This is a genomic window from Pseudomonas sp. NPDC007930, assembly GCF_042958985.1.
Lineage (GTDB): Bacteria > Pseudomonadota > Gammaproteobacteria > Pseudomonadales > Pseudomonadaceae > Aquipseudomonas.
This window is the reverse complement of the sequence record NZ_JBIBKC010000017.1, coordinates 54,727-79,943: the sequence shown is the minus strand read 5'-3', so window position 1 is coordinate 79,943 and position 25,217 is coordinate 54,727. Positions and strand designations below refer to the sequence as shown.

The following is a 25,217-nucleotide window of genomic DNA, read 5'->3' as shown; positions in this document are numbered from 1 at the left end:
ATGCCTTTTGGTTACTTTTGGGCGAAACCAAAAGTAACCCGCCGTAAAAGGCGGAAGGTGAAGTGATGTCGCCACAGGAAACGGATCAGCTCACTGGCTTAAAACCATAGAATCTCCCACCAGTTCTGTGTTGCCTTGGAAATCAAAGACCACACAAGTCTGGTGGGAGGCCGTGGTCCGGCACTCCGGCTGTGCCGGGCGAGGGGCCCTCACCCCCTCACAACGCTTCGATCAACGCCTCGATACTGCCAATCAACCCCGCCACCTGCGCGGGGTCCTCGCGCGCCGCTTCGCAGGCATCGATCAGCGCCTGGGCCTTGATGATGCGCGCGCCGCCCAGCACCCGGTGGACCACGTCGCTGGCGGCGCCGACCTCGCGCAGTTGGGCAAGGTCGGCGCGCAGGCTGGCCAGCAGGCTTTGCCGCAGTTGCTCGGCACCCTGGTCGTCACCGCCACTCATGCGCCACAGCGATTGGCCGTCGAACAACGCATCGGCATCGGCCGGCTGGGCATCCGGCGCGGCCAGTGCTTCGGCCAGCTCGGCAAGGCCCAGCGGCTTGACCAGGCATTGGTCCATGCCCGCCGCCAGGCATTGCCTGGCCAGCGCCGGGCTGGGGTCGGCGGTGTAACCAAGCAGGCGCACCGGCGCGCGGCCGCCTTGGCGCTCTTCGGCACGCAGCGCCTGGGCCAGTTCGCAGCCGCTCATGCCGGGCATGTTGCAATCGCAGATCACCCGGTCGTAGCGCCCGGCGCGCCAGGCCGCCAGCCCGGCCTGGGCGCTCTCGGCGAGGATCACCCGGTGGCCCAGGTAACGCAGTTGCTGGTCGAGCAGCAGGCGGTTCGGCGGGTAGTCGTCGATCACCAGGATGTCTAGCGGTTGCGGCGCGTGCGGCGCCTGCCAGGCGGCCAGCGCCGGCTCGCCAGGCACTTGGCAGCGCGGCAGGCGCAGGCTCACCTGGGCACAGGTGCCCTGCCCCAGCGTGCTGCGCAGGCGCAGGCGGCCGCCCATCAGCTCGCACAGCTTCTGGCTGATACTCAGCCCCAGGCCCGCCCCGGCGCGCCCGCCTTGGCCGTGGTTGCTGGCCTGGCAGTAAGGCTGGCCAAGCCGAGCGATGTCGGCTTCGGGAATGCCGATGCCGGTGTCTGTGACCCACAGCCGCACATGCAGGCTGTCGCCCGAGGCCCGCGCCTGCACGCTCACCTGCACCTCGCCGCGCTCGGTGAACTTGATCGCGTTGCTCAGCAGGTTGCTCAGCACCTGGCGCAGGCGCACCGGGTCGGCCATCACCCCCAGCGGCTCGGCCGGGCCTTCCCAGCTCAGGCTCAGGCCCTTTTGCCGGGCCTGGGGCTGGAACAGGTGCACGCCATTGGCCACCAACCGGTCGAGCCGCAGCGGCTGCGGCTGCAGGGCCAGGTGGCCAGACTCCAGGCGGGTCACGTCGAGCACATCGTTGAGCAGTTCCAGCAAGCCCTTGGCGGCCTCGGTGGCCACCTCCAGCGCCAGGCAGTTGAGCTGGCCTTGCTCGGCATGCCGGCGGGCCAGTTCGAGCATGCCCAGCACCGCGTTCATCGGCGTGCGGATCTCATGGCTGGCGGTGGCGAGGAAGCGGGTTTTGGCCTGGTTGGCGGCGTCGGCCACTTCCATCGCGGCGTGCAGCTCTTCGAAGAGCTTTTGCCGGTCGGTCACATCGACCCAGCCGCAAATCAGCCCGGCGGCCTCGCCGTCGTGGTCGCGGTACGGCAGCAGCCAGTGGTAGATGGTCAGCTCCGGCCCGCCACGCAGGGTGATGCGGCGGTCCCCGACCACCGGCTCACCGGTGGCGATGGCGTCGCGGTAGAGCGCCTCGAACGCCTGGCTTTGGCCGCCGACCAGCGGCACGCTGCCCTCTGAACGGCGGCCGATCACCTGTTCGCGGGTCACCCCCAGCGCTTGCAGGTAGCTGGCGTTGCAGTTGAGCAGGCGGCCCTCGCGGTCACGCACGTACAACGGGTGCGGGGTGCCGTCGATCATCACCCGCATGAACTCCAACTGGTCGGTGAGCCGCGCCTCGACCTGGCGGCGCTCGCGGATCAGCCGGCGCTGGTAGTCGAGGCAGCCCATGGCCAGCGCGAACAGCGCCAGGCTGCCGACCAGGCCAAGCACGATCCACAGCGCGTAGTGCGGCCAGGGCGACACGCCCACGGTGATGTCGCCACGCCAACGGTGGCTGATGCTCTCGAGCTCCTGCACGCTGAGGCTGGCCAGGGCCTTGTCGAGAATGCCCTGCAGGGTGGCGGCCTCGGCCGGCAGCGCGAAGCGGTAGCGCACCGGCGCCACCGCCAGCGGGGTGTCGATCTTCAACTGGCCGTTGTAGTCGCGGGCAATCAACGCGCGGGCGCTGATCAGCGGCAACAGCGCGGCATCCACCTGGCCGCCGGCGACCCGCGCCAGCGAGTCGGCATCGCCCCCGGCCAGGTGCCGCTCCACTCCCGGGGCGAGCACTGCCACGGCCTGGAACGACGGGCTGCTCTGGGGGATCGCCAGGCGCTTGCCCTGCAGTTCGCTGAGGCCCTGCAAGGCCGGCGCTTCAGCGCGGGTGACCAGCACCTGGCTGCTCGCCAGCCACGGCCGGCTGAAGCGCAGGTGCTCGCGCAAGGCCTCGGTGGCCGGCACGCTGGCGGCCATATCGGCCTCGCCGCGCTCTACCGCGCCCAGCAGCCCCGGCAGGTTCGGCTGCGGCACCGGCACGAACTCCAGCCCGGTGAGCTGGCTGATGCGGCTCAGCACGTCGCCGGCGATACCGCGCAATTGCTGTTGCTCATCGAACCAGGCCACCGGCACATAGTGGCTGTTGAGCGCCACCCGCACCCGCGGGTGGCGGCCCACCCAGGCGCGCTCGGCGTCGCTGAGCAGCACCCGCGGCTCGGGGCTTTCCTGGGTGTTCAGGCCCCAGCCGCGCAGCAGGCGCAGGCGCCACGGCTCACCCAGGGCCTCCAGCGCAGCGTCGAGCAGCCGCGCCAGTTGCGCCTCGCCGGGGTTCAGCGCCAACCCCAGGCCCTCGGAGCCGGCCGGCGGAAACTGCGCCAGGCGCAGGTTGTTGAACTGGCTGCGGTTGAGCTGGGCACGCAGCGCCAGGGTGTTGCCCAGGGCCGCGTCGGCCTGGCCGAACGACACCGCGCCCAGCGCCGCCAGCAGCGAGCCGTACACCTGCACCCGCGCTCCCGGGTACAACGCCTGCACGGTTTCCCGCGGCAGGTAGTCAGCGAGCATCGCCAGGCGCAGGCCACCCGGGCGGGCGCTGCCGTTGTCGTCGGTGCGCCGCACCAGCGCGGCTTGGTCCGGCACGTACGGCAGGCTCAGCCGCGCGCCGTGGGCGTGGGCCTCGTGGGCGTTGGCGCTGCCGAGCAGGTCGATGCGCCCACCGGCCAGGGCCGCATAGGCCTGCTCGCGGCTGGCCAGGGGGACCAGCTCAACGCGCAGCCCGAGCATCTGCGCCAGCGCCGCCATGGTGTCGGCGCTCAGCCCTTCGTACTCGGCGCCGTTGCCGGCCAGTTCGAACGGCGGCAGGTCGACCTCGCTCACTCCCACCCGCAGGCGTTGCCGTTCGGCCAGCCATTGGCGGTCTGCCTCGCTCAGCAGCAGCCGCGCCTGCAGCGCCGCCGGGGCCTTGACCCGGTTGTTCAGTGTCATGGCGGTGGCCTGTGCCGCCCAGCCCGCGCATACCAGCAGCAGGCCCAGCCAGATAACCCGGCGCATGTCAGGACAACGCATGGCGTTTGGCAATGTCTGCCAGCGCCACCAGTGAAGACACCTTGAGCTTGGTCAACAAGCGGTGCTTGTAGCTGCTCACGGTCTTGATCGACAGCGCCAGGTTGGCGGCGGTGTCCTTGTTGTTGAAGCCGCGCGCCAGGTGGTGCAGCACCATCAGCTCGCGGTCGCTCAACGACGCCAGCAGTTCCCGCTCGTTGCTACGCATTTCATGGCGGTTCACCGAGCTGTGGGTCACGTTGGGGAAGTAATGAAAGCCACCGAGCACCGCCTGCACGGCGTTGCGCAGCTCGGCCAGGTCGTCGCGCTTGGACACATAGCCCATGGCCCCGGCGCGCATGCAGCGGATCGAGTAGAACTCCGCCGGCTGCGACGTCAGCACCAGAATGCGCATCGGCAGGTCGAGCAGCTTCAGCCGCTGGATCGCCGCCAGGCCATCGAGTTGGGGCATCGACAGGTCGACGATGGCGAGGTCGGGGCGGTGCTCGCGGGCCAGTTGCACGGCCTCGCGGCCGCTTTCGGCCTCGGCCACCACATGAACTCTCTGCTGCTCCAGCAACAGGCTGACACTGGCACGGATAAACGGATGATCGTCGACGATCATGGCTGTGTACATGGCGCTCTCCTTGGCACACGGGTGCAATGGGGAGCGCAATTATGAAAAGCCATCGAGGGCTGAAGCTGTAGGACTTTTCAGCAATTGCTGTAGGAAAGTGGGTAATTTCTTATCGGCACAGTCGATAAGTGGGCGGAATTTTTCCAAGACTTTTCACCGCGCCGGGCAGTCCATTGGTGAAATAGCAACGGAATATTGCAATGCCAGACCTCGACCTGCCCGCCGGCCTGCATTACGTTGACGACAGCCAACCGGGCCTGACCCGGCGCACCCTGCGCGGCCACTTCGCCTACTTCGAGCCCAGCGGCGAGCGTGTGCGCGACGCCGAGCGGGTCAAGCAGATCAACGCCCTGGCCATCCCCCCCGCCTACAAGGACGTGTGGATCTGCCCCGACCCCAACGGCCACCTGCAGGCCACCGGCCGCGACGCCCGGGGGCGCAAGCAGTACCGCTACCACCCCCGCTGGCGCGAGGTGCGTGACGCCGACAAGTACGCCCGGCTGCGCGATTTCGGCCTGAGCCTGCCGAAGGTGCGCAAGCAGCTCGAGGCGCACCTGGCCACCCCCGGCATGGCCCGGGAAAAGGTCATGGCGCTGGTGATCACCCTGCTCGACCAAACGCTGATCCGCGTGGGCAACAGCCAATACGCCCGCGACAACAAAAGCTATGGGCTGACCACCCTGCTGAGCAAGCACGTGGAGGTAAAGGGCAGCGCGGTGGAGTTCCACTTTCGCGGCAAGAGCGGCGTGGAGCACGCCGTGCGCCTGACCGACAAACGCCTGGCACGGTTGATCCGGCGCTGCCAGGAGCTGCCCGGCCAGCACCTGTTCCAGTACCTGGACGACGCCGGCCAACGCCACACGGTCAGCTCCCACGATGTGAACGAATACCTGAAAACCCTGCACGGCAGCGACTTCACCGCCAAGGACTACCGCACCTGGGCCGGCACCGCGCTGGCGCTGGCGATGCTCCGCGAGCTGCACTGGCAACCCGAGGCCCAGGCCAAGCAGCACATCGTCGGCATGGTCAAGGAGGTGGCGCGGGCGCTGGGCAATACCCCGGCGGTGTGCCGGCGCTGTTATATCCACCCGGCGGTGCTGGAGCGCTTCGCCCTCGGCGAGCTGGCCAAGCTGCCCAAGCCGCGCCAACGCCAAGGGCTGCGGCTTGAAGAGGTGGCGCTGGCGACCTTCCTCGAAGGGATGGTCGAGGTGGCCGAGGCCACCGCCTAGTCAGGCTTGGCCGGCTGCGAGGTGGTGTCTGGCTCGCGGTCGCGGGGGTGTTCGCCCTGTTGGTTGATCTTCTTGTGCTCGCCGCCCACCTTGCCGGCGTTTTCCGGCTTGTGGTCGAGGTCTTCACGTTGCGAGGGCTTGTCCATCACGGTCTCCTGTTCGAGTTGTAAGGCTTTGACCGGCCCAGGCGCCGATTAGTTTGTGAACTTGCCCGCGCGGCGCGCAGTCACCTTTAGGTATCCGCACAAGGGCCAACGGCATGAACCTCACATTGGACAAACAGGTCGCCCTGGTGACCGGCGCCAGCTCCGGGCTGGGCTACGCCTGCGCCGAGGCACTGGCCGAGGCCGGCGCCTGGGTGGTGATCAACTACCACAGCCATGGCGAACCCGCCGAGGCCTTGGCGGCGAAGATCCGCGACAACGGCGGCCGGGCGATCGCGGTGGGCGCGGATGTGTCCCAGGAGCACGACGTCGAGCGGCTGTTCGAGGCGGCGGTAAACGCCTTTGGCGCGGTCGACGTACTGGTGGCCAACTCCGGCCTGCAAAAAGACGCCGCCACCGCCGAGATGACCCTGCAAGACTGGAACACGGTGATCAACGTCAACCTTACCGGGCAGTTCCTCTGCGCCCGCGCCGCGCTGCGCCAGTTCCAGCGCCAAGGCCCGCGGCCATGGCTGAGCCGGGCCCACGGCAAGATCATCCACATGAGCTCGGTGCACCAGTTGATCCCCTGGGCCGGCCACGCCAACTACGCCGCCTCCAAGGGCGGCATCGACCTGCTGATGCGCAGCATCGCCCAGGAAGTGGGCGAGCAGCGCATTCGCGTCAACGCCGTGGCCCCGGGCGCCATCGCCACCGCCATCAACGCCGAGAACACCCAGGGCGAGGCCGGCAAGCAGTTGCTCGAGCTGATCCCCTACGGGCGCATCGGCGAGGCCCGCGACGTGGCCAACGCAGTGCTGTGGCTGGCCAGCGACCTCTCTGACTACGTGCACGGCACCACGCTGTTCATCGATGGCGGCATGAGCCTGTACCCAGGGTTCCGTGGCAATGGCTGAGCGCAGTGCGGCGGTACCGATCGAACGCCACGGCATCATCGGCAACATGCGCAGCGCCGCGCTGGTGGCCGACGACGGCAACGTGGATTTCTTCTGCTGGCCGGATTTCGACAGCCCCAGCCTGTTCTGCTCGTTGCTGGGCAGCCCCGAAGACGGCTGCTTCAGCCTGCGGCCGGCACTGCCTGGGGCGCGCCAGCTGCAAATCTACCTGCCTGGCAGCAACGTGCTGCGCACCCGCTGGATTGGCGCCGAGGCGGTGGTCGAAGTCACCGACCTGATGCCGATCACGGTAGACCCCGATGCCTGCCCGCGGCTGGTGCGGCAGGTGCGGGTGATCAACGGCAGCGTGGCCCTGAGTGCCTGCTGCCGGGTGCGCCACGACTACCACCGCGCCCACACCCGCGCCGAGGCCGAGGGTGAAACCGTGCTGTTCAGCGCGCCCGGCCAGCCCACCGTGCGCCTGGCCGCCAGCGTGCCGCTGCGCGCCGAGGATGGCTGCGCGCTGGCCGAATGGCAGATGAACGAGGGCGACTGCGCCGAGTTCATCCTCGGCGCCGAGGATGACCCGTTGGTACAGGCCGGCCACGCCAGCCAATGCCTGGAAGACACCCTCGGCTACTGGCGGCAATGGCTGGCGGCCTCGCGGTATCGCGGCCGCTGGCGCGAGCAGGTCGAGCGTTCGGCGCTGGCGCTGAAGCTGCTCACCTCGCGCAAGCACGGCGGCATCCTCGCCGCCGCCACCTTTGGCCTGCCCGAGGCGCTGGGTGGCGCGCGCAATTGGGACTACCGCTACACCTGGATCCGCGATGCGTCGTTCACCGTGTACGCGTTCATGCGCCTGGGCTTTACCGACGAGGCCAACGCCTACGTGCACTGGGTGCGTGAGCGGGCCAGCGACTGCTGCGGCGAACACAAGCCGCTGCGGCTGATGTACAGCGCCGCCGGCCGTGAGCAGATACCCGAGGCACAACTGCCCCACCTGGCCGGCTACCGCGGCTCGCAACCGGTGCGCATCGGCAACCAGGCCTACCAGCAAAAGCAGCTCGACATCTACGGCGAACTGCTCGACGCGGTGTATTTGGCCAACAAGTACGGCGAAGCGATCAGCCACCAGGGCTGGCAAAGCTGCCGGCAGTTGGTGGACTACGTGTGTGAACACTGGCACGAGCCCGACGTGGGCATTTGGGAGATGCGCGATGCGCCGCGGCACTTTTTGCATTCGCGGCTGATGTGCTGGGTGGCCCTCGACCGGGCCATCCGCCTGGCGGAAAAACGTTCGCTGCCGGCCCCCTTCAGCGAGTGGGACCGCCAGCGCCAGGCGATCCACGATGACATCTGGCAACACTTCTGGAACGCCGAGCGCGGCCACTTCGTGCAAAGCCGCGGCGGCACCGAACTCGACGCCGCGCTGCTGCTGATGCCGCTGGTGCGCTTCGTCGGCGCCTCCGACCCGCAATGGTTGGCAACCCTCGCGGCCATCGAGCGCACCCTGGTGCGCGACGGCATGGTCTACCGTTACCGCAGCAGCGACGGCCTGGGCGGCGACGAAGGCGCCTTCACCGCCTGTTCGTTCTGGTACATCGAGTGCCTGGCGCGGGCCGGCCAGGTGGCCAAGGCCCACCTGGAGTTCGAGCAGCTACTGCGCTATGCCAGCCCATTGGGGCTGTACGCCGAAGAATTCGACCGCCACGGCCACCACCTGGGCAACACACCCCAGGCGCTGAGCCACCTGGCGATGATCAGCGCGGCCAGTTTTCTGGAGCGCAAACTCAGTGGCGAACGTACCCACTGGCAACCCTGAAACAGGAGAACCCCCATGGCTGACGACGACACCACCCTGGAACAGGCCATCCTCACCCGCTTGCTGCACGCCCACCCCTCGGGCCTGGGCAAGGAAATCCTCGACAACTACCGCGGCGAGCAGGAGGTGGCCGCCTGCGTCGAAACCCTGCAGCAACGTGGCTGGGTGCAGGCCAGCAAAACCCCGTTGCATTATCCGATCAAGCTCAGCGCCGCCGGGGTTGAAGCGGCACGCTCGCTTCAATAGTGCCAATTGAAACAATTCATCCACACCAGCTAGGCGGAAATGGCTGATACAGGCGATACTGCTGTCAGCCATTTCCTCTATTCTTAACCGAGTTGTCTTGAAACAAACCGGAGCATGGCGGAATTAATCGTGGATAAGCGCGTCTGTTGGTCAGGACCAACGCCTTCAGGCACGCCCCCCAGCAAGGAACCAAGGAGCATTACATGCTGATTCTCACGCGCAAATGCGGCGAAAGCATCGTTATCAACGACGACATCAAGATCACCATCCTCGGCGTGAAAGGCATGCAGGTGCGCATCGGTATCGACGCGCCCAAAGACGTGCAAGTGCACCGCGAAGAAATCTTCAAACGCATCCAGGCCGGTACCCCCGCCCCGGAAAAAGCCGAATAACCCACTCGGTTTCACCCTACCCCGGCCTGCCCGCCGTTCTACCCTTTTCTGAGCCGGATGCCCCTCGCGGGCACCGCCCGGCCCCTTTGGATCGCCTTCCATGCCACTGCGACACGCCCTGTTGACGTGCCTGTTGTGCCTGCCCCTCGCGGCCCACGCCCTGGAAACCGGCCAGCCCCTGGCGCCCTGGACCCTCCTCGACCAGTTCGATAAACCCTTTACCTTCGGCAGCGACACCCAGCTGCTGCTGGTGGCGCGCAGCATGGACGCCGCCAAGCTGGTCGACGCGGCGATCAAAACCCAGCCCGAAGGCTACCTTGAAGCCCGCCATGCCGCGTACGTGGCCGACATCGAGCACATGCCAACGATCATCGCCAACGCCGTGGCGATCCCGGCGATGCGCTCGGCCCACTACCGCATCCTGCTCGACCGCGAAGGCCGCGTGGCCAGCCGCTACGACGGCGCCCGCGACAGCGTGCAGTGGCTGCGGGTGGCCGACGGCAAGCTGGTGGAGCAGAAGGTGTTCACCGATGCCGAGGGTTTGCGCCAGGCGCTGGAGCAGGCGGGGCAGTAACGGCCCATCGCCCGGCACAGCCGGAGTGCCAGACCACGGCCTCCCACGGGTTGTGTATTGCCTCGTAAATCAATGGCTTACACAAATCTGGTGGGAGGCCGGCTGTGCCGGGCGAAGGGCCCTGAAGCTCATGCACTGAATCTCCCGATTATTTAATTAGTACCCACTAAATTTTAGATTGATCCTGCCCTCGATCAAAAATATAGTGGCCGCTAATTAAATAACCCGAGGCCCTCCCCTCATGCGTACATCCTCCCCACAACAGGTCATGGTCATCGGTGGCAGCCGCGGCATTGGCGCGGCCATCGTCAGGGCCTTCGCCGCCCAGGGCGCCCAGGTGCGCTTCACCTATGCCGGCTCCGCCGCGGCGGCCCACGCCCTGGCGCAAGAAACCGCCAGCCAGGCCCTGCACTGCGACGCCGGCGACCGCCAGGCGCTGGTCAACACCCTGGCCGCCGCCGGCCCGCTCGACGTGCTGGTGTACAACGCCGGCGTGCTGCTCAGCGGCGACCCGCTGGGCCTGGCCGCCGACGACGTCGACCGGCTGATCGACATCAACGTGCGCGGCACCTACCACGCCTCGGTCGAAGCCGCCCGGCAGATGCGCGACGGCGGCCGGATCATCCACATTGGCTCGGTCAACGGCGACCGCATGCCGTTCCCCGGGCTGGCCGCCTACGCGCTGAGCAAATCCGCCCTGCAGGGCATGGCCCGTGGCCTGGCGCGGGACTTCGGCCCCCGTGGGATCACCGTCAACGTGGTGCAGCCCGGCCCCACCGACACCGACATGAACCCCGCCGGCGGCCCCCACGCCGAGCTGATGCACAGCGTGATGGCGCTCAAGCAACACGGCAGCGCCGCCGACGTTGCCGCGCTGGTGCTGTACCTGGCCGGCCCCCATGCCAGCGGCATCACCGGGGCCATGCACACCATCGATGGCGGCTTCGGCGCCTGACCTTCACAAGGAGCACAGCATGCAGATTGGAATCATCGGCCTGGGCGCCATGGGCCGGGCCATGGCCTTGAACCTGGTCGCCGCCGGCCACCAGGTCACCGCCTGGAACCGTAGCGCGCAGCACCTTGACGGCGTGACCCCGGCGGCCACCCCGGCCGAAGCCTTCCAGGGCGAGGTGGTGCTGACCATGCTCGCCGACGACGCGGCCATCCGCGAAGCCCTGCTCGACGCCGGGGTGCTGGCCCAGGCGCGGCCAGGGCTGGTGCACGTGGTGGCGTCGACCGTTTCGCTGGCCTTGGCCGAAGAGCTGGTGCAGCGGCACCAGCAGGCTGGCTTGGGCTACGTGGCCGCGCCAGTGCTGGGGCGCCCGGATGTGGCCGCCCGTGGCGAGCTGAACGTGCTCGCCGCGGGCGCGCCGGAGGCGTTGGCGGTGGCGCAACCGCTGCTGGAAGTGATCGGCGGGCGCATCTGGCCGTTGGGCCCGAACCCGCCGGCGGCAAACGCGGCGAAGATCGCCTGCAACATGATGATCGGCATGGCCATCGAGGCGCTGGCCGAGGCGGTGGTGCTCACCGAAGGCCATGCCCTGCCCCGCGAGGCGTTTTTCGAGCTGATCCTCGGCACCCTGTTCGGCAGCCGCAGCTACCAGGTGTATTCGGCGCAGATCGCCGCCGGCGAGTACAACCCCGGCTTCAAGGCCACGCTGGGCCTGAAAGACCTGCGCCTGGCGCGGGAGCTGGCCGCCGGGCTGGGCCGCGAACTGCCGATGCTCGAGGCGGTGCATGGGCAGATGCGCGGCGCGGTGGAGGCCGGGTTGGGCGAGCGGGATTGGTCGGTGATGGCGGGGTTTACCTTGAGCGAGCGGGGTTAAGGGCCCCTCGCCCGGCACAGCCGGCCTCCCACGGGGTATGTGTTATCTAGTAAATCAAGTACTTACATAAATCTGGTGGGAGGCCGTGGTCCGGCACTCCGGCTGTGCCGGGCGAGAGGCCAGTCAGGTCATGCGCTCGGTAAAACCATAGCGCTTCGATTGCTTAAGTGCACAGCCTCACGGCCGTTGATAGAGGGTTCTTGGGGTAGTCATCGTGGTCCGTGCCCAGGCTGGTTGTTCAGGCTTCACGATCTGCCAAACGCCCTACCGCATCAATAGGCCAAAAGTGGACGCTGAAACCACGAAACGTGAATGATCCGCCGGGAACACTCAAGGCGCCAACAAAAACGGCAAGGCCTGCTCCAACAACGCCTCCGGGGCCTCTTCGGGGATGTAATGCCCACACGGCAACGCCCCGCCACGCACGTCTAGCGCCACCGCCTGCCACTCGCGCAAAGGGTCGAAGCAGCGGCCGACGATGCCTTGTTCGCCCCACAGCACCAACAGCGGCATCGGCAAGCAGCGCTGCTGGTCACGGTCGGCCTGGTCGTGCTCCAGGTCGATGCCAGCGCTGGCGCGGTAGTCCTCGCACAGGCCACTGGCCGCCCCCGGCGCCGCCAGGCTGCGCAGGTATTCGGCCCAGGCCTCGGCGGTGAACGGTGAAAGCCCGGCGCTGCGGCTGCCCATCACCGCGCGCAGGTAGCCCTCGGGCGAGGCCTCGATCAGGGTTTCCGGCAGCGGCGCCGGGCGAATCAGGAAGAACCAGTGCCAATAGGCGCGGGCGAACGCTTCGGTGGTTTGCCGGTACATCGCCAGGGTCGGCGCGATGTCCAGCAACACCAAGCGCTGCACCCTCGCCGGCTGGTCCATCGCCAGGCGATGGGCGGCGCGCGCGCCACGATCATGCGCCAGCAGCGAGAAGCGCTCGAAGCCCAACTGCGCCATCAGCGCGGCCATGTCCTCGGCCATGGCCCGTTTTGAATACTCGCGGTGGTCGGCGCTGGCCGGCGGCTTGGAAGAGTCGCCATAGCCGCGCAGGTCGGCGGCGATCACCGTGAAGTGCTGCGCCAGCCGCGCCGCGACCTTGTGCCAGATCACATGGGTTTGCGGGTGCCCGTGGAGCAGCAGCAGCGCGGGGCCGTGGCCACCCTGGCGGTAGGCGATATCGACGCCGTTGACGCGGGCGATGGTTTTTTCAGTAAAGCCGCTGAACATGTGGGGGCTCCGGTCAGGGGCGGCTGAAGTACCGCCAGTGTGCGGTTGAGGATAGCGGCGCGCTGGCGCGGATCAACGCCGGCGCTGGAAAGCACCGGAACACGAAGCGTGAAGGATGCCGGGCGAGGAGCGGATCAATCTGTGAGCTCTGCTGATTTTGTGCATGAGCTTCAGGGCCCTTCGCCCGGCACAGCCGGCCTCCCACCAGATTTGTGTAAGTGCTTGATTTAAGTAACTATACATAACCCGTGGGAGGCCGGCTGTGCCGGGCGAAGGGCCCGCCCCCTCAGCGCAATTTCTCGAGCAACCCGTAGTACCACATGCCCGCGGCCAGCAGCGGGTTGCCGAGCAGGTCGCCCATCGGCACGCGCACGTGCTTGCAAGCGGCGAAGGTGTCGAAGCGCGCCAGCGTGCCGCTCATGGCTTCGGCCATGATCTCGCCCATGATGTGGCTGGTGGCCACGCCATGCCCGGAATACCCCTGGCAGTACCACACGTTCGGCGACAGCTTGCCCACCTGCGGGATGCGGTTGACCACGATGCCCATCGCGCAGCTCCACTGGAACTCGATCGGCACGCCCTTGAGCGCGGGGAAGGTGCGCTCGATGCACGGCCGCAACTCGCCGGCGATGTCTCGCGAGTCCTTGCCCGAATAGTTGGCGCCGCCGCCGAACAGCAGGCGCTTGTCGGCGGTCAGCCGGTAGTAGTCGAGGACGAAGCGGCAGTCGTACACGGCGAGGTCGTGCGGGTTGATCTGCTCGGCCAGCGCACCCAGTGGCGCGGTGGTGACGATGCCGCCCATGGCGGGAAAGATCTTGCCTTTAAGCTGGCGTTGTTCCAGCCGGTGGTACACGTCGCCGGCAAGCATCACCTGCGCCGCCTCGACCCGGCCCTGGGCGGTGACCACCGCCGGGCGCGGGCCGTGGACGATGTCCAGCACCTCGGAGTGTTCGAAGATCAGCGCGCCCAGCCCATGGGCGGCGCGTGCCTCGCCCAGGCACAGGTTGAGCGGGTGCAGGTGGAGGTTGCGCAGGTTTTTCAGGGCGCCCAGGTACAGCGGGCTTTGCAGGTGCTCGGCGACGCCGGCGCGGTCGAGCAGTTGCACCTGCGCGCCCATGCCACGGCGTTCGGCCTCGGCCTGGAAGGCGCGCAGTTCGACCAGGTGCGCGGGCTTCATGGCAGTGTGCAGGTGGCCGCGCTTGAGGTCGCAGGCGATGCCGTAACGCGCCACTCGCTGCTCGATGATCTGATGGCCGCGCCAGCGCAGTTGCCAGATGAAGTCGTCGACCTCGCTGCCCAGTTGCTGGCGCATCTGCTTGCGCATGGCCTCATCGCCCGACAGGCTGCCGGTGACCTGGCCGCCGTTGCGCCCGCTGGCGCCCCAGCCAATACGGTGGGTTTCGATCAGCGCGACCTTGAGGCCACGCTCGGCCAGCTCCAACGCGGTGGCCACGCCGGTGAAGCCGCCGCCGATGATCGCCACGTCGGCCTGCTGCGTGCCTTGCAGCTGTGGGTACTGGGTGTGGTCGTTGAGCGTGGCGCTGTAGTACGACGGCGCCCGCGCGGCGGGCCCCGGTGAATGGATTGCGTTCATGCTTACCCCTGTGTGCAATGGTTCAGGCCTGGTGCAGGTACCAGCGCCAATCCTGTTCGCTGACTTCGGCCATGAACTGCCGGTACTCGGCGCGCTTGACCTTCAGGTATACACCGAGGAACGCCTCGCCCAGCGCCTCGCGCGCCCAGGCCGACCGCTCCAGCGCCTCAAGGGCGGTCAGCCAGTCGGTAGGCAGGTACTCGGTGGCCTGGGCGTAGCCGTTGCCCTCGACCGGCGCGCCGGGGTCCAGTTGCTGGCGAATGCCCCGGTGGCTGGCCGCGAGAATGGCCGCGGCGGCCAGGTAGGGGTTGGCGTCGGCGCCACAGAGGCGGTGTTCCACGTGCCGGCTGTTGGCTGGCCCACCGGGCACGCGCAGGCTGACCGTGCGGTTGTCTACCCCCCAGGTCGGCGCCAGGGGTGCGTAGCTGTTTGCCTGGAAGCGGCGGAACGAGTTGGCGTTGGGGCAAAACAACAGCAGCGATTCACGCAGGTGGCAGAGCATGCCGGCCACCGCCTGGCGCAGCAGCGGCGTGCCGGCCGGGTCTTCGCTGGCGAACAGGTTGTGGCCAGTGGCATCGGCCAGGCTCAGGTGCATGTGCATGCCGGTGCCGGCCAGGTGGTCGAACGGCTTGGCCATGAAGCACGCCTGCATGCCGTGGGCATGGGCGATGCCCTTGACCAGCCGCTTGTAGCGCACGGCTTGGTCCATCGCTTGCAGCGCCGGGCCGTGCTCGAGGGTGATCTCGACCTGGCCGGGGGCGTACTCGGAAATCGCCGTGCGCGCCGGGATGCCCTGGGCCTTGCAGGCGGCATACAGGTCGGCCAGAAACGGCTCGAGCTGCTCCAGTTCACGCAGGCCGTACACCTGGGTACTGCGCGGGCGGCCACCGTCGGCGTCCCGCGCCGGCTGCGGCCGGCCCTGGGCGTCGGGCTGGCGGTCGAGCAGGTAGAACTCCAGCTCGCAGGCCATCACCGGGTGGTAACCGTCGGCCTGCAGCGCCTCGACCGCGCGCAGCAAAACGTGGCGGGGGTCCGCCACGCTGGCCGGCAGGCCTTCACGCGGGTGCATGCTCACCTGCAGCGCTGCGGTTGGCACCTGGCGCCAGGGCAGGCGGACCAAGCTGCCCGCCAGCGGGTAGGCGCGGCAGTCGATGTCGCCCACCTCCCAGACCAGCCCGGAGTTTTCAACGTCGTCGCCGTTGAGGGTCAGGCCGAGGATGGTGCTGGGCAGCGGCCGGCCGCTTTGGTACACCGCCAGCAGTTCGTCGCGGTGCAACAGCTTGCCGCGGGGTACGCCGTTGGCGTCGAGGATGAACAGTTCGAACAGGTCGATATCCGGGTGCTCGGCCAAAAAGGCCGCCGCGTGTTTCAGGGGTGCAAAGTGCATGGTCGGTTCGCTCGCGTGCACGGGGCCAGCGCTGGGGCGCGGCTGGCCAGACAAGGAAGCGCGGCAAGAAACATGCCGCGGTGTGCTAGTGGGTGGCGCGCGAGGTGTCCGGCGGGCGCGCGTGGCGGCAGTGCCACAACGCCCAGAAGGCGAGGATGATATGCACGAGCGGGTTCGCGCCGGCGTGTGCGCGGGCTTTGGGCCGCACGGGGCTGGTGGAGGGGCGCGAGGTGAGCGAGAGCGAAAGCATGCCTGGATGCTCACATGAAGTGCACGGGCGGAACAAGCCCGGAGATTGCGACCCTTGGGTTAGTTGGGGCTAAACATTCGAGGGCCCTTCGCCCGGCACAGCCGGCCTCCCACCAGTTCAGTGTTGCCCCGTAAATCAAGTACTTACACAAATCTGGTGGGAGGCCGTGGTCCGGCACTCCGGCTGTGCCGGGCGATGGGCCAGTCAGGTCATGCGCTCAGTACAACCATTTGAAGAAATCTCTGATTGCTTAAGTGAACAGCATTACGGCACGGCCGGGATGCTGGGCGAAGGGCCGGCTCAGGTACAACTTCAGCGGTGCTCAGATTAGTAAACACAGCACCAAGCCGCCGCGGGCAGATGCTAAAACAGCCTCACCCACGCCCTGGAGCCCCGCCGTGCCTACCCCTCGCCCCTTTACCCTGTTCTGCGCCGCCTGCTACCTGCTCTCGCTGGCGTACGGCGCGACCTTCCTGCTCAACCCGCTGGTGCACACCTTTGGCGCCGGCGAAGCCGAGGCCAGCCAGGTGTTCGCGGTGATGATGGTGAGCACCTTGCTGGCGGTACTCGCATCCGGGCATGCGCTGCAAAGCCTGGGCGCCGCGCGCGCGATCGCGCTGGGCGCGGCCAGCCTGGTGGCGGCCTCGCTGGGGTTTGCCGTGGTGCCAGGGGTGGGCGCGGCGCTGGCCGCCTGCGGCGTGCTGCTGGGGATCGGCTGGGGGCTGTTCTACACGGTGGGGCCGATCATGGTCGCGGCGATGGTCGAACCGGCGCGGCGCACCCACTGCTTCGCGCTGCTCTCCGGCAGCATGCTCAGCGGCATCGGCAGCGCGCCATTGCTCGGGGCGCTGGCCGGGCGCGCCGGCTGGCCAGTGCAGGCGGTGTTCGCCTGCGCCGGGGCGGCGGCGTTGCTCGGCGGGGCGTACTTCTGGCGGCTTGGCGCTGATGGCCAGCGCCCGGCCGGGCCGGTGCGCCTGAGCGTGGCCGCCAGCGCCGCGGTGCTGCGCTCACCGGCGCGCTGGTCGATCCTGCTGGTGGGCCTGGGCGGGGCGATTTTCGGCACGCTGGGCAGTTTCCAGACCCGCTACGCGCTGGACCACGGGGTGGATTATTCGCTGTTCTTCATGGGCTTCATGGGCGCCGCCATTGCCTGCCGGCTGCTGGTCGCCGGCTGGGTGGTCAAGCGCCCGCCGCTGCCCACCGCCGCCCTGCTGACCAGCTTGATACTGCTGGCGGTGCTGCTGTTCGCGCGCGGCGTGCAGGGCAACGCCAGCTACCTGCTGGCCGCAGCGCTGCTGGGGGTGGGCTACGGGCTGAACTATTCGGTGATCAACGGCCTGGCCGCCAGCGAAGCCCCCCCTGGCCTGACCGCCCAGGCGCTGTTGTTGTTCAGCCTGGCGTACTTCATCGGGGTGTTTGGCTTCCCGGCGCTGGCCGGCCGGCTGATCAGCCATACCGGCGTGCACGGCATGCTGCTGGCGGTGCTGGCGGTGGCGCTGGCGGTGTGGCTGGTGAGCCTGGGGCGTTGGCTGGGTAGGTTGGCCGGGCAACCCGGGCCGCGCACCGAGCGCTAGGCCTCCTTCGATAGGCGTTCACACCCCGCTAAACGCTTCGCCCCGTGGCCGCTTGCCGTATAGTTCGCCCATTGGCCACGGGGCGAACCGATGCAACACAAGCTCAAGCGTTACGAAAAACTCGCCGATGAGATCGCCGCGTTGATCCGCAGCGGCGTGCTCGCGCCCGGTGCGCGGGTGCCCTCGGTGCGGCTTGCCTGCAACACCTATGCGGTCAGCCCGGCCACGGTGTTCAAGGCTTATTACCTGCTTGAAGACCGCGGCTTGATCCAGGCGCGCGAACGCTCCGGCTACTACGTGCGCGAGCACGCCCAGAGCAGCCTGGCCGAACCGCGCATGAGCCAGCATCAGACCACCGCCCAGGAAGTGGGCGTCAGCGAGCTGGTGTTTTCGGTGCTGGGGTCGCTCAAAGACCCCCACACCGTGCCGTTCGGTTCGGCCTTCCCCAGCGCCGACCTGTTCCCCCTGGGGCGCCTGGCCAAGTCCATGGGCCAGGGCCTGCGCCGGCTGTCGCCACGCCAGGTGATCGCCGACCAGACCGACGGCAACGCCGAACTGAAGCGGCAGATCGCCCTGCGCTACACCCTCGGCGGGGTGATGCTGCCGATGGAAGAACTGGTGATCACCACCGGCGCCCTCGAGGCCCTGAACCTGTGCCTGCAAGCGGTCACCGTGCCCGGCGACCTGGTGGCCATCGAGGCACCGGCGTTCTATGCCTCGCTTCAGGTACTCGAACGGCTCAAGCTCAAAGCGGTGGAAATCCCCGTGCACCCGCGCGACGGCATCGACCTGGAGCACCTGCAGCGCTGCCTCGAACAACTGCCGATCAAGGCCTGCTGGTTCATGAGCAGCTTCCACAACCCGCTGGGGGCGAGCCTGGCGCCGGCGCGCAAGCAGCGCTTGAGCGACCTGCTGCACCAGCACCAGATCCCGCTGATCGAAGACGACGTCTACGCCGAGCTGTACTACGGCAACCAGCCGCCGCGGCCACTGAAAAGCTACGACAGCGAAGGCTTGTTCATGCATTGCGGGTCGTTTTCCAAAAGCCTGGCCCCTGGCTACCGGGTTGGCTGGGTGGCCGGTGGGCGCTTTGCCAACAAGCTGATGCAGCTCAAGCTGATGACCACTATTTCGCCGTCGGTGCCGGCCCAGGTGGCCATCGCCGACTACCTGCAGCACGGCGGCTACGACCGCCACCTGCGCAAACTGCGGCACAGCCTGGAGGCGCAGCAGCAGGCGATGTTGGCCGGGGCGGCGCGGTATTTTCCCGCGGCCACGCGGGTCACCCGCCCCAGTGGTGGGTACTTCCTGTGGTTCGAGTTCCCCGAACAGGTGGATGCGCTGCGCCTGTTCAACGAGGCGCTGGCCCAGGGCATCAGCCTTGCGCCCGGGCCGATTTTCTCCGCCACCCGGGGCTTTGGCCACTGCATCCGGCTGAACCACGGCCACCCCTGGGGCGCGGAATCGGAACAGGCGATGCAACAGCTGGGGCGCTTGCTCGCGGCCTTTTGAAGCGTTTGCGCCTCAACACCCGGTCGATACGCCTGAGGTGGCACACAACGCTGTGCATCAATTGGTTTTTCTGATACAACAAAACCAATCCACAGCCTTTGGTGCACTCATGGCCCTGACCGTTGTTACCCACGCCACCCCTCAACCCGCGCTGTTCGGCGCGATGGCGGCGGTGGTGGCGCACACCCTGCAACAGCCGCTGTGCCACCTGCCCTGCCCGGCTGCGGCCTGGGTGGATGCCGACGCGGCGCAGTGGGTCAGTGCCTGCGGCCACCTGCTGCCCAGTGGCCTGGCCTGGTACGAACGCCTCAGCGGCTTGCCCATTGGCGCGCCGCAAAGCCTGGAACAGGTGCTGGCCCTGGCCGCCCGGCAGCCCGTGGTGCTGGCCAACCACCCCGGTATCACCGCAGCCAGCCCGCTCAGCCAACTGGCGGCGCAGCACGGCGTTACGCTGCACCACCTCACGGTGGCGGAACAGGCCAATGGCGAGCTGCACCTTGAGCAAGACCCGGGCGCCGCGCAATTCGGCCGCTGGCAGCGCGACCGCTTCGGCCGCCTGGCCCGCGCGCCGCTGCCCAGCGCTGGGCCGGCGGCCTTTACCCTGGCGTTGATCGGCACCCCGCATGAACACCTGGCGGTGTACCCCGCCGCGCTGGCGGCCCTGGGCGACGCGATCGACGCCTGCGGCGGCGAGGTCGCGGTCAAGTGCCTCGGCGCGCAGCACTTCGCGCTCAGCGAGCTGGCCGGCATCGACGGTATCGTCCTGCCCGGTGGCTCGGATATGGCCAACGTCGCCGGGCAACTACGCGCGGCCCATTACGCCCTGGCCCAGCGCTTGCCGATCCTAGGCCTGTGCCTGGGCATGCAAAGCATGGCCACGGCGTTCGCGCAGTCACTGGGCCTGCCGGCCAACCTCGAAGAAGTGGACGCCAGCGCCGAGCTGAAAAGCTTCGTGGCCATGGCCGGCAGCGCGCCGCTGCCGGCGCATCGCCTGGGCGAGCGCAGCCTGCGGGTGGCAGACCCACACCTGGCCGAGCTGCTGGGGGCGGCACCGCGGCTGCGCTGCAACCACCGCTACTACCTGAACCCCCAGTTGCACCCGGCACTGCTCGAGGGTGGCTTGCGGATCACCGCAACCGATGCCAGCGGGCTGATCGCCGACGCCATCGACGTGCCGGCGCAGCCGTTCTATCGCGGCATGCAGGGCCACCCCGAGCAAGGCTCGCGGCCCGGCAGCCCGCACCCGTTGATCCGCGCGTTCGTCGAAGCGGTCAAACAGCGCCCTCGGGCAGCCTCGCAACACCCTGTATAGATTGCACAATAGATAGCAACTAATACTTGGAATGGATATTGCTCCATAACCCTCAGCATCGATTTGGTGCCACAGTAGCCGCCGTTTGAACGCCTAACACCACCGAATAACGCCCCATCCAAGGGCACTCGCCCTCGATGAGGCTTTATTTTGGGTCGTGAAATATTTGTACTAGATGAGTCATTTAGTGCAATCAAATACCTGGAGAAGCGCATGAACCGCAAAACCCGATTCAGCAAACGCCTTCCAGCGCTCTGCGCTGCTGCTTTCCTGCTTGCCGGCAACGCTGGCGCGGCGTCGATTGGCAGCGCCGAACTGGTCACCCCCGGCACCCTGACCTACGGCACCGCGGCCACCTTCGCGCCCTTCGAGTTCCAGGCCAATGGCAAGCTCACCGGCTTCGACATTGACCTGATCGCCGCCTTGAGCGAAAAGCTCGCGCTCAAGCCCACACCGATGAACATGGAGTTCCAGGGGCTGATCCCGGCGCTGCAAGGCAAGCGCCTGGATGTGATCAACTCGGCGATGTACATCAACCCGCAACGCGCCAGCCAGGTCGACTTCGTGCCCTACCTGCGGATCGGCAACCAGGTGGTGGTGGCCAAGGACAACCCGGCCGGCATTACCGGGCGTGACAACAGCCTGTGCGGCAAGACCATCGCCGTGACCCTGGGCGGCATCGAAGAAACCTACGCCCGCCAGGACGACGAACGCTGCAAGGCTGAAGGCCTGGCCGCGGTCAAGGTGCAAACCCTGCCCACCGCCCAGGCCTCGGTGCTGAGCCTGCGCCAGGGCCGCGCCGATGCGTTCTTCGATTCCACCCCCGGGGTGGTGCAGTTGATGGCCGAAGTGCCAGGCGTGTTCAAGACCGTGGGCCCGGAGTTCGAATCCAGCACCCAGATCGGCCTGGCCGTGGCCAAGGGCAACAGCGCCACCCATGCCGCCATCGAAGCGGCACTGAAGGAAATCGTCGCCGATGGCACCTACCAGAAGCTGATCGATACCTGGAAATTCCCAAAGAGCGTTTCGCTGTTTGACTGACCCCGATCGGCCTGGCGCGGCGCTGCCCAGCAGCACCGCCAGGCCGGCTCCCGCATTTCAGGAGGCACAATGTCATTCGAGCTCGTGTGGCAGTATCTGATTTCACCGGCGTTCTTCCACGGTGCGTTGATCACCCTGGAGATCACCCTCTACTCGTTGTTTTTTGGGGTCCTGGTGGGCCTGGTCATCGCCTTGCTGCAAGAGTCGCGCACGCGCCTGGGCAACGCCGTGACGCTGGTCTACCTGTGGCTGTTCCGCGGCACCCCGGTGCTGTTCCAGATCATCTTCATCTACAACGTGCTGCCGACCTTCGGCATTCGCCTGTCGGCGATCGTCAGCGCGGTGCTGGCGCTGTCGCTCAACGAAGGCGCGTACATGGCCGAGATCATCCGCTCCGGCCTGCAGGCGGTGAAGCGCGGCCAGCGCGTGGCCGGGCTGGCGCTGGGCATGAAGCCGTTCGGGGTGATGCGCCATATCGTGGTGCCCCAGGCCGCGCGGATGATCCTGCCGCCGATGGGCAACCAGATGGTCGGCATGCTCAAGCTCAGCGCGCTGGTGTCGGTGGTCGCCGTCGAGGAACTGATGCTGGTGGCCAACCAGACCGCCAGCTCCAACTTCCGTTACTTCGAAGCGCTGACCGCCGCCGGTATCTATTACCTGGTGCTGACCACGCTGTTCATGGGCGTGCAAGCCTGGATCGAACGCAAGCTCGACCCCAAGCGCCGCCGCAAGGGCAACGCCCCGACCCTGACCGAGCGAGTGCTGGGCACCGCGCGCGGCACCACCGTTCGCTAGGAGGCCATGGCCATGAACACCCCGACCAAACCCACCCGGCCGCTGCTCGAACTGATCGGCCTGGACAAACACTACGGCCCCTTCCAGGTGCTGAAAAACTGCTCGCTGAACGTTAACAGTGGCGAGACCGTGGTCATCATCGGCCCGTCCGGCTCGGGCAAGTCGACCCTGCTGCGCTGCGTGAACCAGCTCGAGCCGGCCGATGGCGGCGACCTGTTCTTCGAAGGCAAGCGCGTTGATTTCGATAAACGCAACGTGCACCTGCTGCGCCGCGACATCGGCATGGTGTTCCAGAACTTCGAGCTGTTCGCCCACCTGTCGGTGATCGAAAACATCATGCTGGCGCCGATCAAGGTGCTCGGCATGAGCCGCGCCGACGCCCACGACCTGGCGCTGGAGCTGCTGGGCAAGGTGCGCATTCCGGAAAAAGCCGATGCCTACCCGGATGAAATTTCCGGCGGCCAGCAGCAACGCGTGGCGATCGCCCGCGCGCTGGCGATGAAGCCCAAAGTGATGCTCTACGACGAGCCCACCTCGGCGCTGGACCCCGAGATGATCCGCGAAGTGGTCGACGTGATGGCCGACCTCTCCGCCGAGGGCATGACCAGCCTGGTGGTGACCCACGAGATGGGCTTCGCCCGCCGCGCGGCCGACCGGATCGTGTTCATGGAGGCCGGCGAAATCATCGAAAACGCCAGCAAAACCGACTTCTTCGGCGGCGCGGTGAACCCGCGCACGCGCCATTTCCTCGACCAGATCCTGCATTGAGAGGCTGCCATGCACACCCAACCGGACTTCGCCCGGATGAAACACGACCTCGCCGCCCTGGTGGCGATCAACACCGAGAACCCGCCCGGCCATGAGCTGGAGGCGGCGCAGTTCCTGCGCGAGCTGCTGCAGGCCGAGGGCTTCGACCTGTCGTTGTCGGAATACAAACCCGGCCGGGTCAACGTGATCGCCACCCTGGCCAACGGCCCGGGGCCGACCTTTGCCTTCAACACCCACATCGACACCGTGCCGGCCGGCGAGGGTTGGCAGACCGACCCCTTCGTGCTGCATGAAGCCGACGGCAAGCTGTACGGCCGTGGCAGCTGCGACGCCAAGGGGCCGATGGTGGCGATGATCGAAGCCTCGCGGCTGCTGCTCGCGGCGCGCGAGCAGTGGGCCGGCACGCTGATGCTGATCTTCACCGCCGACGAAGAAATCGCCAGCGAAGGCGCCAAGCACTACGTGGCCCACCAGCCGCCGCACATCGACTTCGCGGTGATCGGCGAACCCACCTCCAATTGCGCCTACACCGCGCACAAGGGCAGCCTGCGGCCGCTGGTGCGCGTGCACGGCGTGACCGCGCACTCCGGCACCCCGCACCTGGGCGAGAACGCCATCTACCGTGCCGGGCAACTGCTGGGGCTGATTGAGGAACACCACCACAGCGAGGTGAAGTGCCATTGCCATGCGCTGGTGGGGGAAGCCAGCCTGACCGTGACCCGCATCCACGGCGGCCACGCCGATAACGTGCTGCCAGGCGCCTGCGACCTGCTGCTCGACCGGCGCATGGTGCCCGGCGAAGACGAAGCCGCGGTGAAAGCCGAGATCGACCAACTGCTGGCCCTGGCCAACGAGCGCTTTGGCGTGCGCGCCGAGGTGCTGGAATACAAGCCCACCACCGGCGGCGCCACTGAAACCGCGCTCGCGGAGCCGATCGTGCAGGCCAGCCTTGCCGCCTGCCGTGAGCACAACCACGGCAACGCTGGGCCGTTCGGCTTCCAGGGCGGCTGTGACCTGGTGCATTTTCGCAGCCTGGGCACCACCGGCACAGTGATCGGCCCCGGCACCCTGGCGGTGGCGCACAAGCCGGATGAGTTCGTGCCGATCGACGAGTTCATCGCCGCGGCGTTGATCTACCGCGACATCGCCCTGCGCATGTTGCCCAAGGCCGCGCCATGAGCCTGCGCGCCAGCCTGCGCGCGGCGACCCTGCACTACGGCAACGGCGTGCAGTTGCACACCGCGGCCTCGGGCAGCGTCGCCGGCCTGCACGCGCTGTACCTGTGCCTGGACGACGGCCAGTACCAGGCCGTCGGCGAAGTGCGGGCCAACATCGCCTACCTCAATGGCTACGCCCCGGCCGAGGTGATCGCCCGCGCCGAGCAGGCGCTGGCGGCCATCGACTGGCGCGAAGACCCGGCCCAACTGCTGGCCAGCATGGCCGGTTGGGCGGCGCCGATCATCGCGCCGGTGCGCAACCTGATCGACTGCGCCTTGCACGACCTGCTGGCGCAGCGCGCCGGCGTGCCGCTGGCGCAACTGCTGGCCCCGGGCTGCGCCACGCAGGTGCGCCACGCGACCAACCAGACGCTGTTCTGGTCGCCGTTCGAGCAGTTCATCGCGCAGGCCGAGGGCTATGTGGCCCGCGGCTTTCACGACCTCAAGGTGCGCATTGGCGTGGCCGACTTTGCCGCCGACCTGCAGCGCCTCGGCGCCCTGCGCGAGCGCTTTGGCGAGCAGCTCAGCCTGGCGGTCGACGTCAACGGCCAGTGGGGCGTTGGCGAGGCGCCCTACCGCCTCGAGCAACTGGCGCGGTTCAACCTGGCCTATGTCGAACAACCCATCGGCGCCGGCGACTGGCCGGCGCTCGAGCAGTTGGCGGCGCGCGCGCCGATGCCGCTGATGCTCGACGAAAGCCTGGCCTCGGCCGCCGACATCGAGCGCCTGTGCGCCCTCGGCGGCGCGCTGTGGGCCCACGTCAAGCTGGTCAAGCTCGGCGGCCTGGCCCCCAGCCTGGCGGCGCTGCGGCAACTGCGCCAGGCCGGCGTAACCTGCATGGTCGGGCAAATGAACGAAGGCGCCGCCGCCACCGCGGCAGCGCTGCACCTGGCCTGCGCAAGCACGCCCAGGTTCGCCGAGTTGTACGGTGCCGATGGCCTGCGCGACGACCCGGCGAGCCCCGTGGAGTACACCCAGGGCCACGCGCAACTGCCGGCGGTGCCCGGCCTGGGCGTGACCCTTGACCTTTCAGCCACCCAACTGATCCGGAGTTTCTAGC

22 protein-coding genes are annotated in these 25,217 nt (G+C 67.8%); 16 read left to right on the top strand and 6 right to left on the bottom strand.

The genetic code is table 11. The features are described from left to right. Nucleotides 1–217: 217 nt before the first annotated feature. Together ACFZCE_RS23675 and ACFZCE_RS23670 are read right to left on the bottom strand one after the other, a co-directional pair. A complete protein-coding gene (locus tag ACFZCE_RS23675) occupies nt 218–3,670 on the bottom strand; it encodes a transporter substrate-binding domain-containing protein (RefSeq protein WP_390942973.1) in 3,453 nt (1,150 codons plus the stop codon). Between the two features lie 67 nt (nt 3,671–3,737). After that, nucleotides 3,738–4,364 (bottom strand): response regulator, encoded by a 627-nt coding sequence (locus tag ACFZCE_RS23670; protein WP_390942972.1) that lies wholly within the window; start codon nt 4,362–4,364, stop codon nt 3,738–3,740. A gap of 200 nt (nt 4,365–4,564) precedes the next feature. Here ACFZCE_RS23670 and ACFZCE_RS23665 point away from each other — a divergent pair, with 200 nt between their 5' ends. Next, on the top strand, nt 4,565–5,593 hold the full coding sequence (locus ACFZCE_RS23665; RefSeq protein ID WP_390942971.1) for a DNA topoisomerase IB: 1,029 nt from the start codon (nt 4,565–4,567) through the stop codon (nt 5,591–5,593). Here the strand turns inward: ACFZCE_RS23665 and ACFZCE_RS23660 are convergent. Beyond that, entirely contained in the window at nt 5,590–5,739 is a 150-nt protein-coding gene (locus tag ACFZCE_RS23660) for a hypothetical protein (RefSeq protein ID WP_390942970.1), read from the bottom strand. The two genes, ACFZCE_RS23665 and ACFZCE_RS23660, sit on opposite strands and share 4 nt — an antisense overlap. 113 nt (nt 5,740–5,852) lie before the next feature. Between ACFZCE_RS23660 and ACFZCE_RS23655 the strand changes: the two genes are divergently transcribed. The 7 genes from ACFZCE_RS23655 (at nt 5,853) to ACFZCE_RS23625 (ending at nt 11,492) form a co-directional block, all read left to right on the top strand. Then, entirely contained in the window at nt 5,853–6,653 is an 801-nt protein-coding gene (locus ACFZCE_RS23655) for a glucose 1-dehydrogenase (protein ID WP_390942969.1), read from the top strand. Further along, nucleotides 6,646–8,454, top strand: a complete 1,809-nt coding sequence (locus ACFZCE_RS23650; protein ID WP_390942968.1) for a glycoside hydrolase family 15 protein — start codon at nt 6,646–6,648, stop codon at nt 8,452–8,454. Before ACFZCE_RS23655 ends, ACFZCE_RS23650 begins: the two co-directional genes overlap by 8 nt. 15 nt (nt 8,455–8,469) lie before the next feature. Beyond that, nucleotides 8,470–8,700: a hypothetical protein gene (locus ACFZCE_RS23645; RefSeq protein ID WP_390942967.1), complete on the top strand. Its 231-nt coding sequence runs from the start codon at nt 8,470–8,472 to the stop codon at nt 8,698–8,700. A gap of 203 nt (nt 8,701–8,903) precedes the next feature. After that, complete coding sequence (gene csrA, locus ACFZCE_RS23640) at nt 8,904–9,092, top strand: carbon storage regulator CsrA (protein ID WP_390942966.1); 189 nt, start codon at nt 8,904–8,906, stop codon at nt 9,090–9,092. 100 nt (nt 9,093–9,192) lie between these two features. Next, nucleotides 9,193–9,666 (top strand): FAD/FMN-containing dehydrogenase, encoded by a 474-nt coding sequence (locus ACFZCE_RS23635; protein ID WP_390942965.1) that lies wholly within the window; start codon nt 9,193–9,195, stop codon nt 9,664–9,666. Nucleotides 9,667–9,907: 241 nt separating this feature from the next. Continuing rightward, nucleotides 9,908–10,621, top strand: coding sequence for an SDR family oxidoreductase (bdcA, locus tag ACFZCE_RS23630; protein ID WP_390942964.1), 714 nt, complete (start codon nt 9,908–9,910; stop codon nt 10,619–10,621). A gap of 19 nt (nt 10,622–10,640) precedes the next feature. Beyond that, on the top strand, nt 10,641–11,492 hold the full coding sequence (locus ACFZCE_RS23625; RefSeq protein ID WP_390942963.1) for an NAD(P)-binding domain-containing protein: 852 nt from the start codon (nt 10,641–10,643) through the stop codon (nt 11,490–11,492). A gap of 330 nt (nt 11,493–11,822) precedes the next feature. Here ACFZCE_RS23625 and ACFZCE_RS23620 read toward each other — a convergent pair whose 3' ends face one another. The 3 genes from ACFZCE_RS23620 to ACFZCE_RS23610 form a co-directional block, all read right to left on the bottom strand. Then, nucleotides 11,823–12,707: an alpha/beta fold hydrolase gene (locus ACFZCE_RS23620; RefSeq protein WP_390942962.1), complete on the bottom strand. Its 885-nt coding sequence runs from the start codon at nt 12,705–12,707 to the stop codon at nt 11,823–11,825. Nucleotides 12,708–12,993: 286 nt separating this feature from the next. Then, a complete protein-coding gene (locus ACFZCE_RS23615; RefSeq protein ID WP_390942961.1) occupies nt 12,994–14,301 on the bottom strand; it encodes an FAD-dependent oxidoreductase in 1,308 nt (435 codons plus the stop codon). A 22-nt stretch (nt 14,302–14,323) separates the two neighbouring features. Continuing rightward, nucleotides 14,324–15,688 carry a glutamine synthetase family protein gene (locus ACFZCE_RS23610; protein WP_390942960.1) on the bottom strand — a complete coding sequence of 455 codons (1,365 nt, stop codon included), beginning with the start codon at nt 15,686–15,688 and terminating at the stop codon, nt 14,324–14,326. A 648-nt stretch (nt 15,689–16,336) separates the two neighbouring features. On the opposite strand from ACFZCE_RS23610, the gene ACFZCE_RS23605 reads away from it, so the two are divergent. The 8 genes from ACFZCE_RS23605 (at nt 16,337) to ACFZCE_RS23570 (ending at nt 25,216) form a co-directional block, all read left to right on the top strand. Further along, nucleotides 16,337–17,512 (top strand): MFS transporter, encoded by a 1,176-nt coding sequence (locus ACFZCE_RS23605; protein ID WP_390942959.1) that lies wholly within the window; start codon nt 16,337–16,339, stop codon nt 17,510–17,512. A gap of 90 nt (nt 17,513–17,602) precedes the next feature. After that, complete coding sequence (mapR, locus tag ACFZCE_RS23600; protein WP_390942958.1) at nt 17,603–19,024, top strand: GntR family transcriptional regulator MpaR; 1,422 nt, start codon at nt 17,603–17,605, stop codon at nt 19,022–19,024. A 109-nt stretch (nt 19,025–19,133) separates the two neighbouring features. Continuing rightward, entirely contained in the window at nt 19,134–20,336 is a 1,203-nt protein-coding gene (locus ACFZCE_RS23595) for a gamma-glutamyl-gamma-aminobutyrate hydrolase family protein (RefSeq protein WP_390942957.1), read from the top strand. A gap of 213 nt (nt 20,337–20,549) precedes the next feature. Continuing rightward, nucleotides 20,550–21,377, top strand: coding sequence for a transporter substrate-binding domain-containing protein (locus tag ACFZCE_RS23590; RefSeq protein WP_390942956.1), 828 nt, complete (start codon nt 20,550–20,552; stop codon nt 21,375–21,377). Between the two features lie 69 nt (nt 21,378–21,446). After that, nucleotides 21,447–22,172, top strand: a complete 726-nt coding sequence (locus tag ACFZCE_RS23585; protein ID WP_390942955.1) for an ABC transporter permease subunit — start codon at nt 21,447–21,449, stop codon at nt 22,170–22,172. Nucleotides 22,173–22,178: 6 nt separating this feature from the next. Beyond that, nucleotides 22,179–22,940, top strand: a complete 762-nt coding sequence (locus ACFZCE_RS23580; protein ID WP_390942954.1) for an ATP-binding cassette domain-containing protein — start codon at nt 22,179–22,181, stop codon at nt 22,938–22,940. A 9-nt stretch (nt 22,941–22,949) separates the two neighbouring features. After that, nucleotides 22,950–24,119 carry an ArgE/DapE family deacylase gene (locus ACFZCE_RS23575; protein ID WP_390942953.1) on the top strand — a complete coding sequence of 390 codons (1,170 nt, stop codon included), beginning with the start codon at nt 22,950–22,952 and terminating at the stop codon, nt 24,117–24,119. Continuing rightward, nucleotides 24,116–25,216 carry an enolase C-terminal domain-like protein gene (locus ACFZCE_RS23570; RefSeq protein ID WP_390942952.1) on the top strand — a complete coding sequence of 367 codons (1,101 nt, stop codon included), beginning with the start codon at nt 24,116–24,118 and terminating at the stop codon, nt 25,214–25,216. Before ACFZCE_RS23575 ends, ACFZCE_RS23570 begins: the two co-directional genes overlap by 4 nt. Nucleotide 25,217 lies beyond the last annotated feature (1 nt).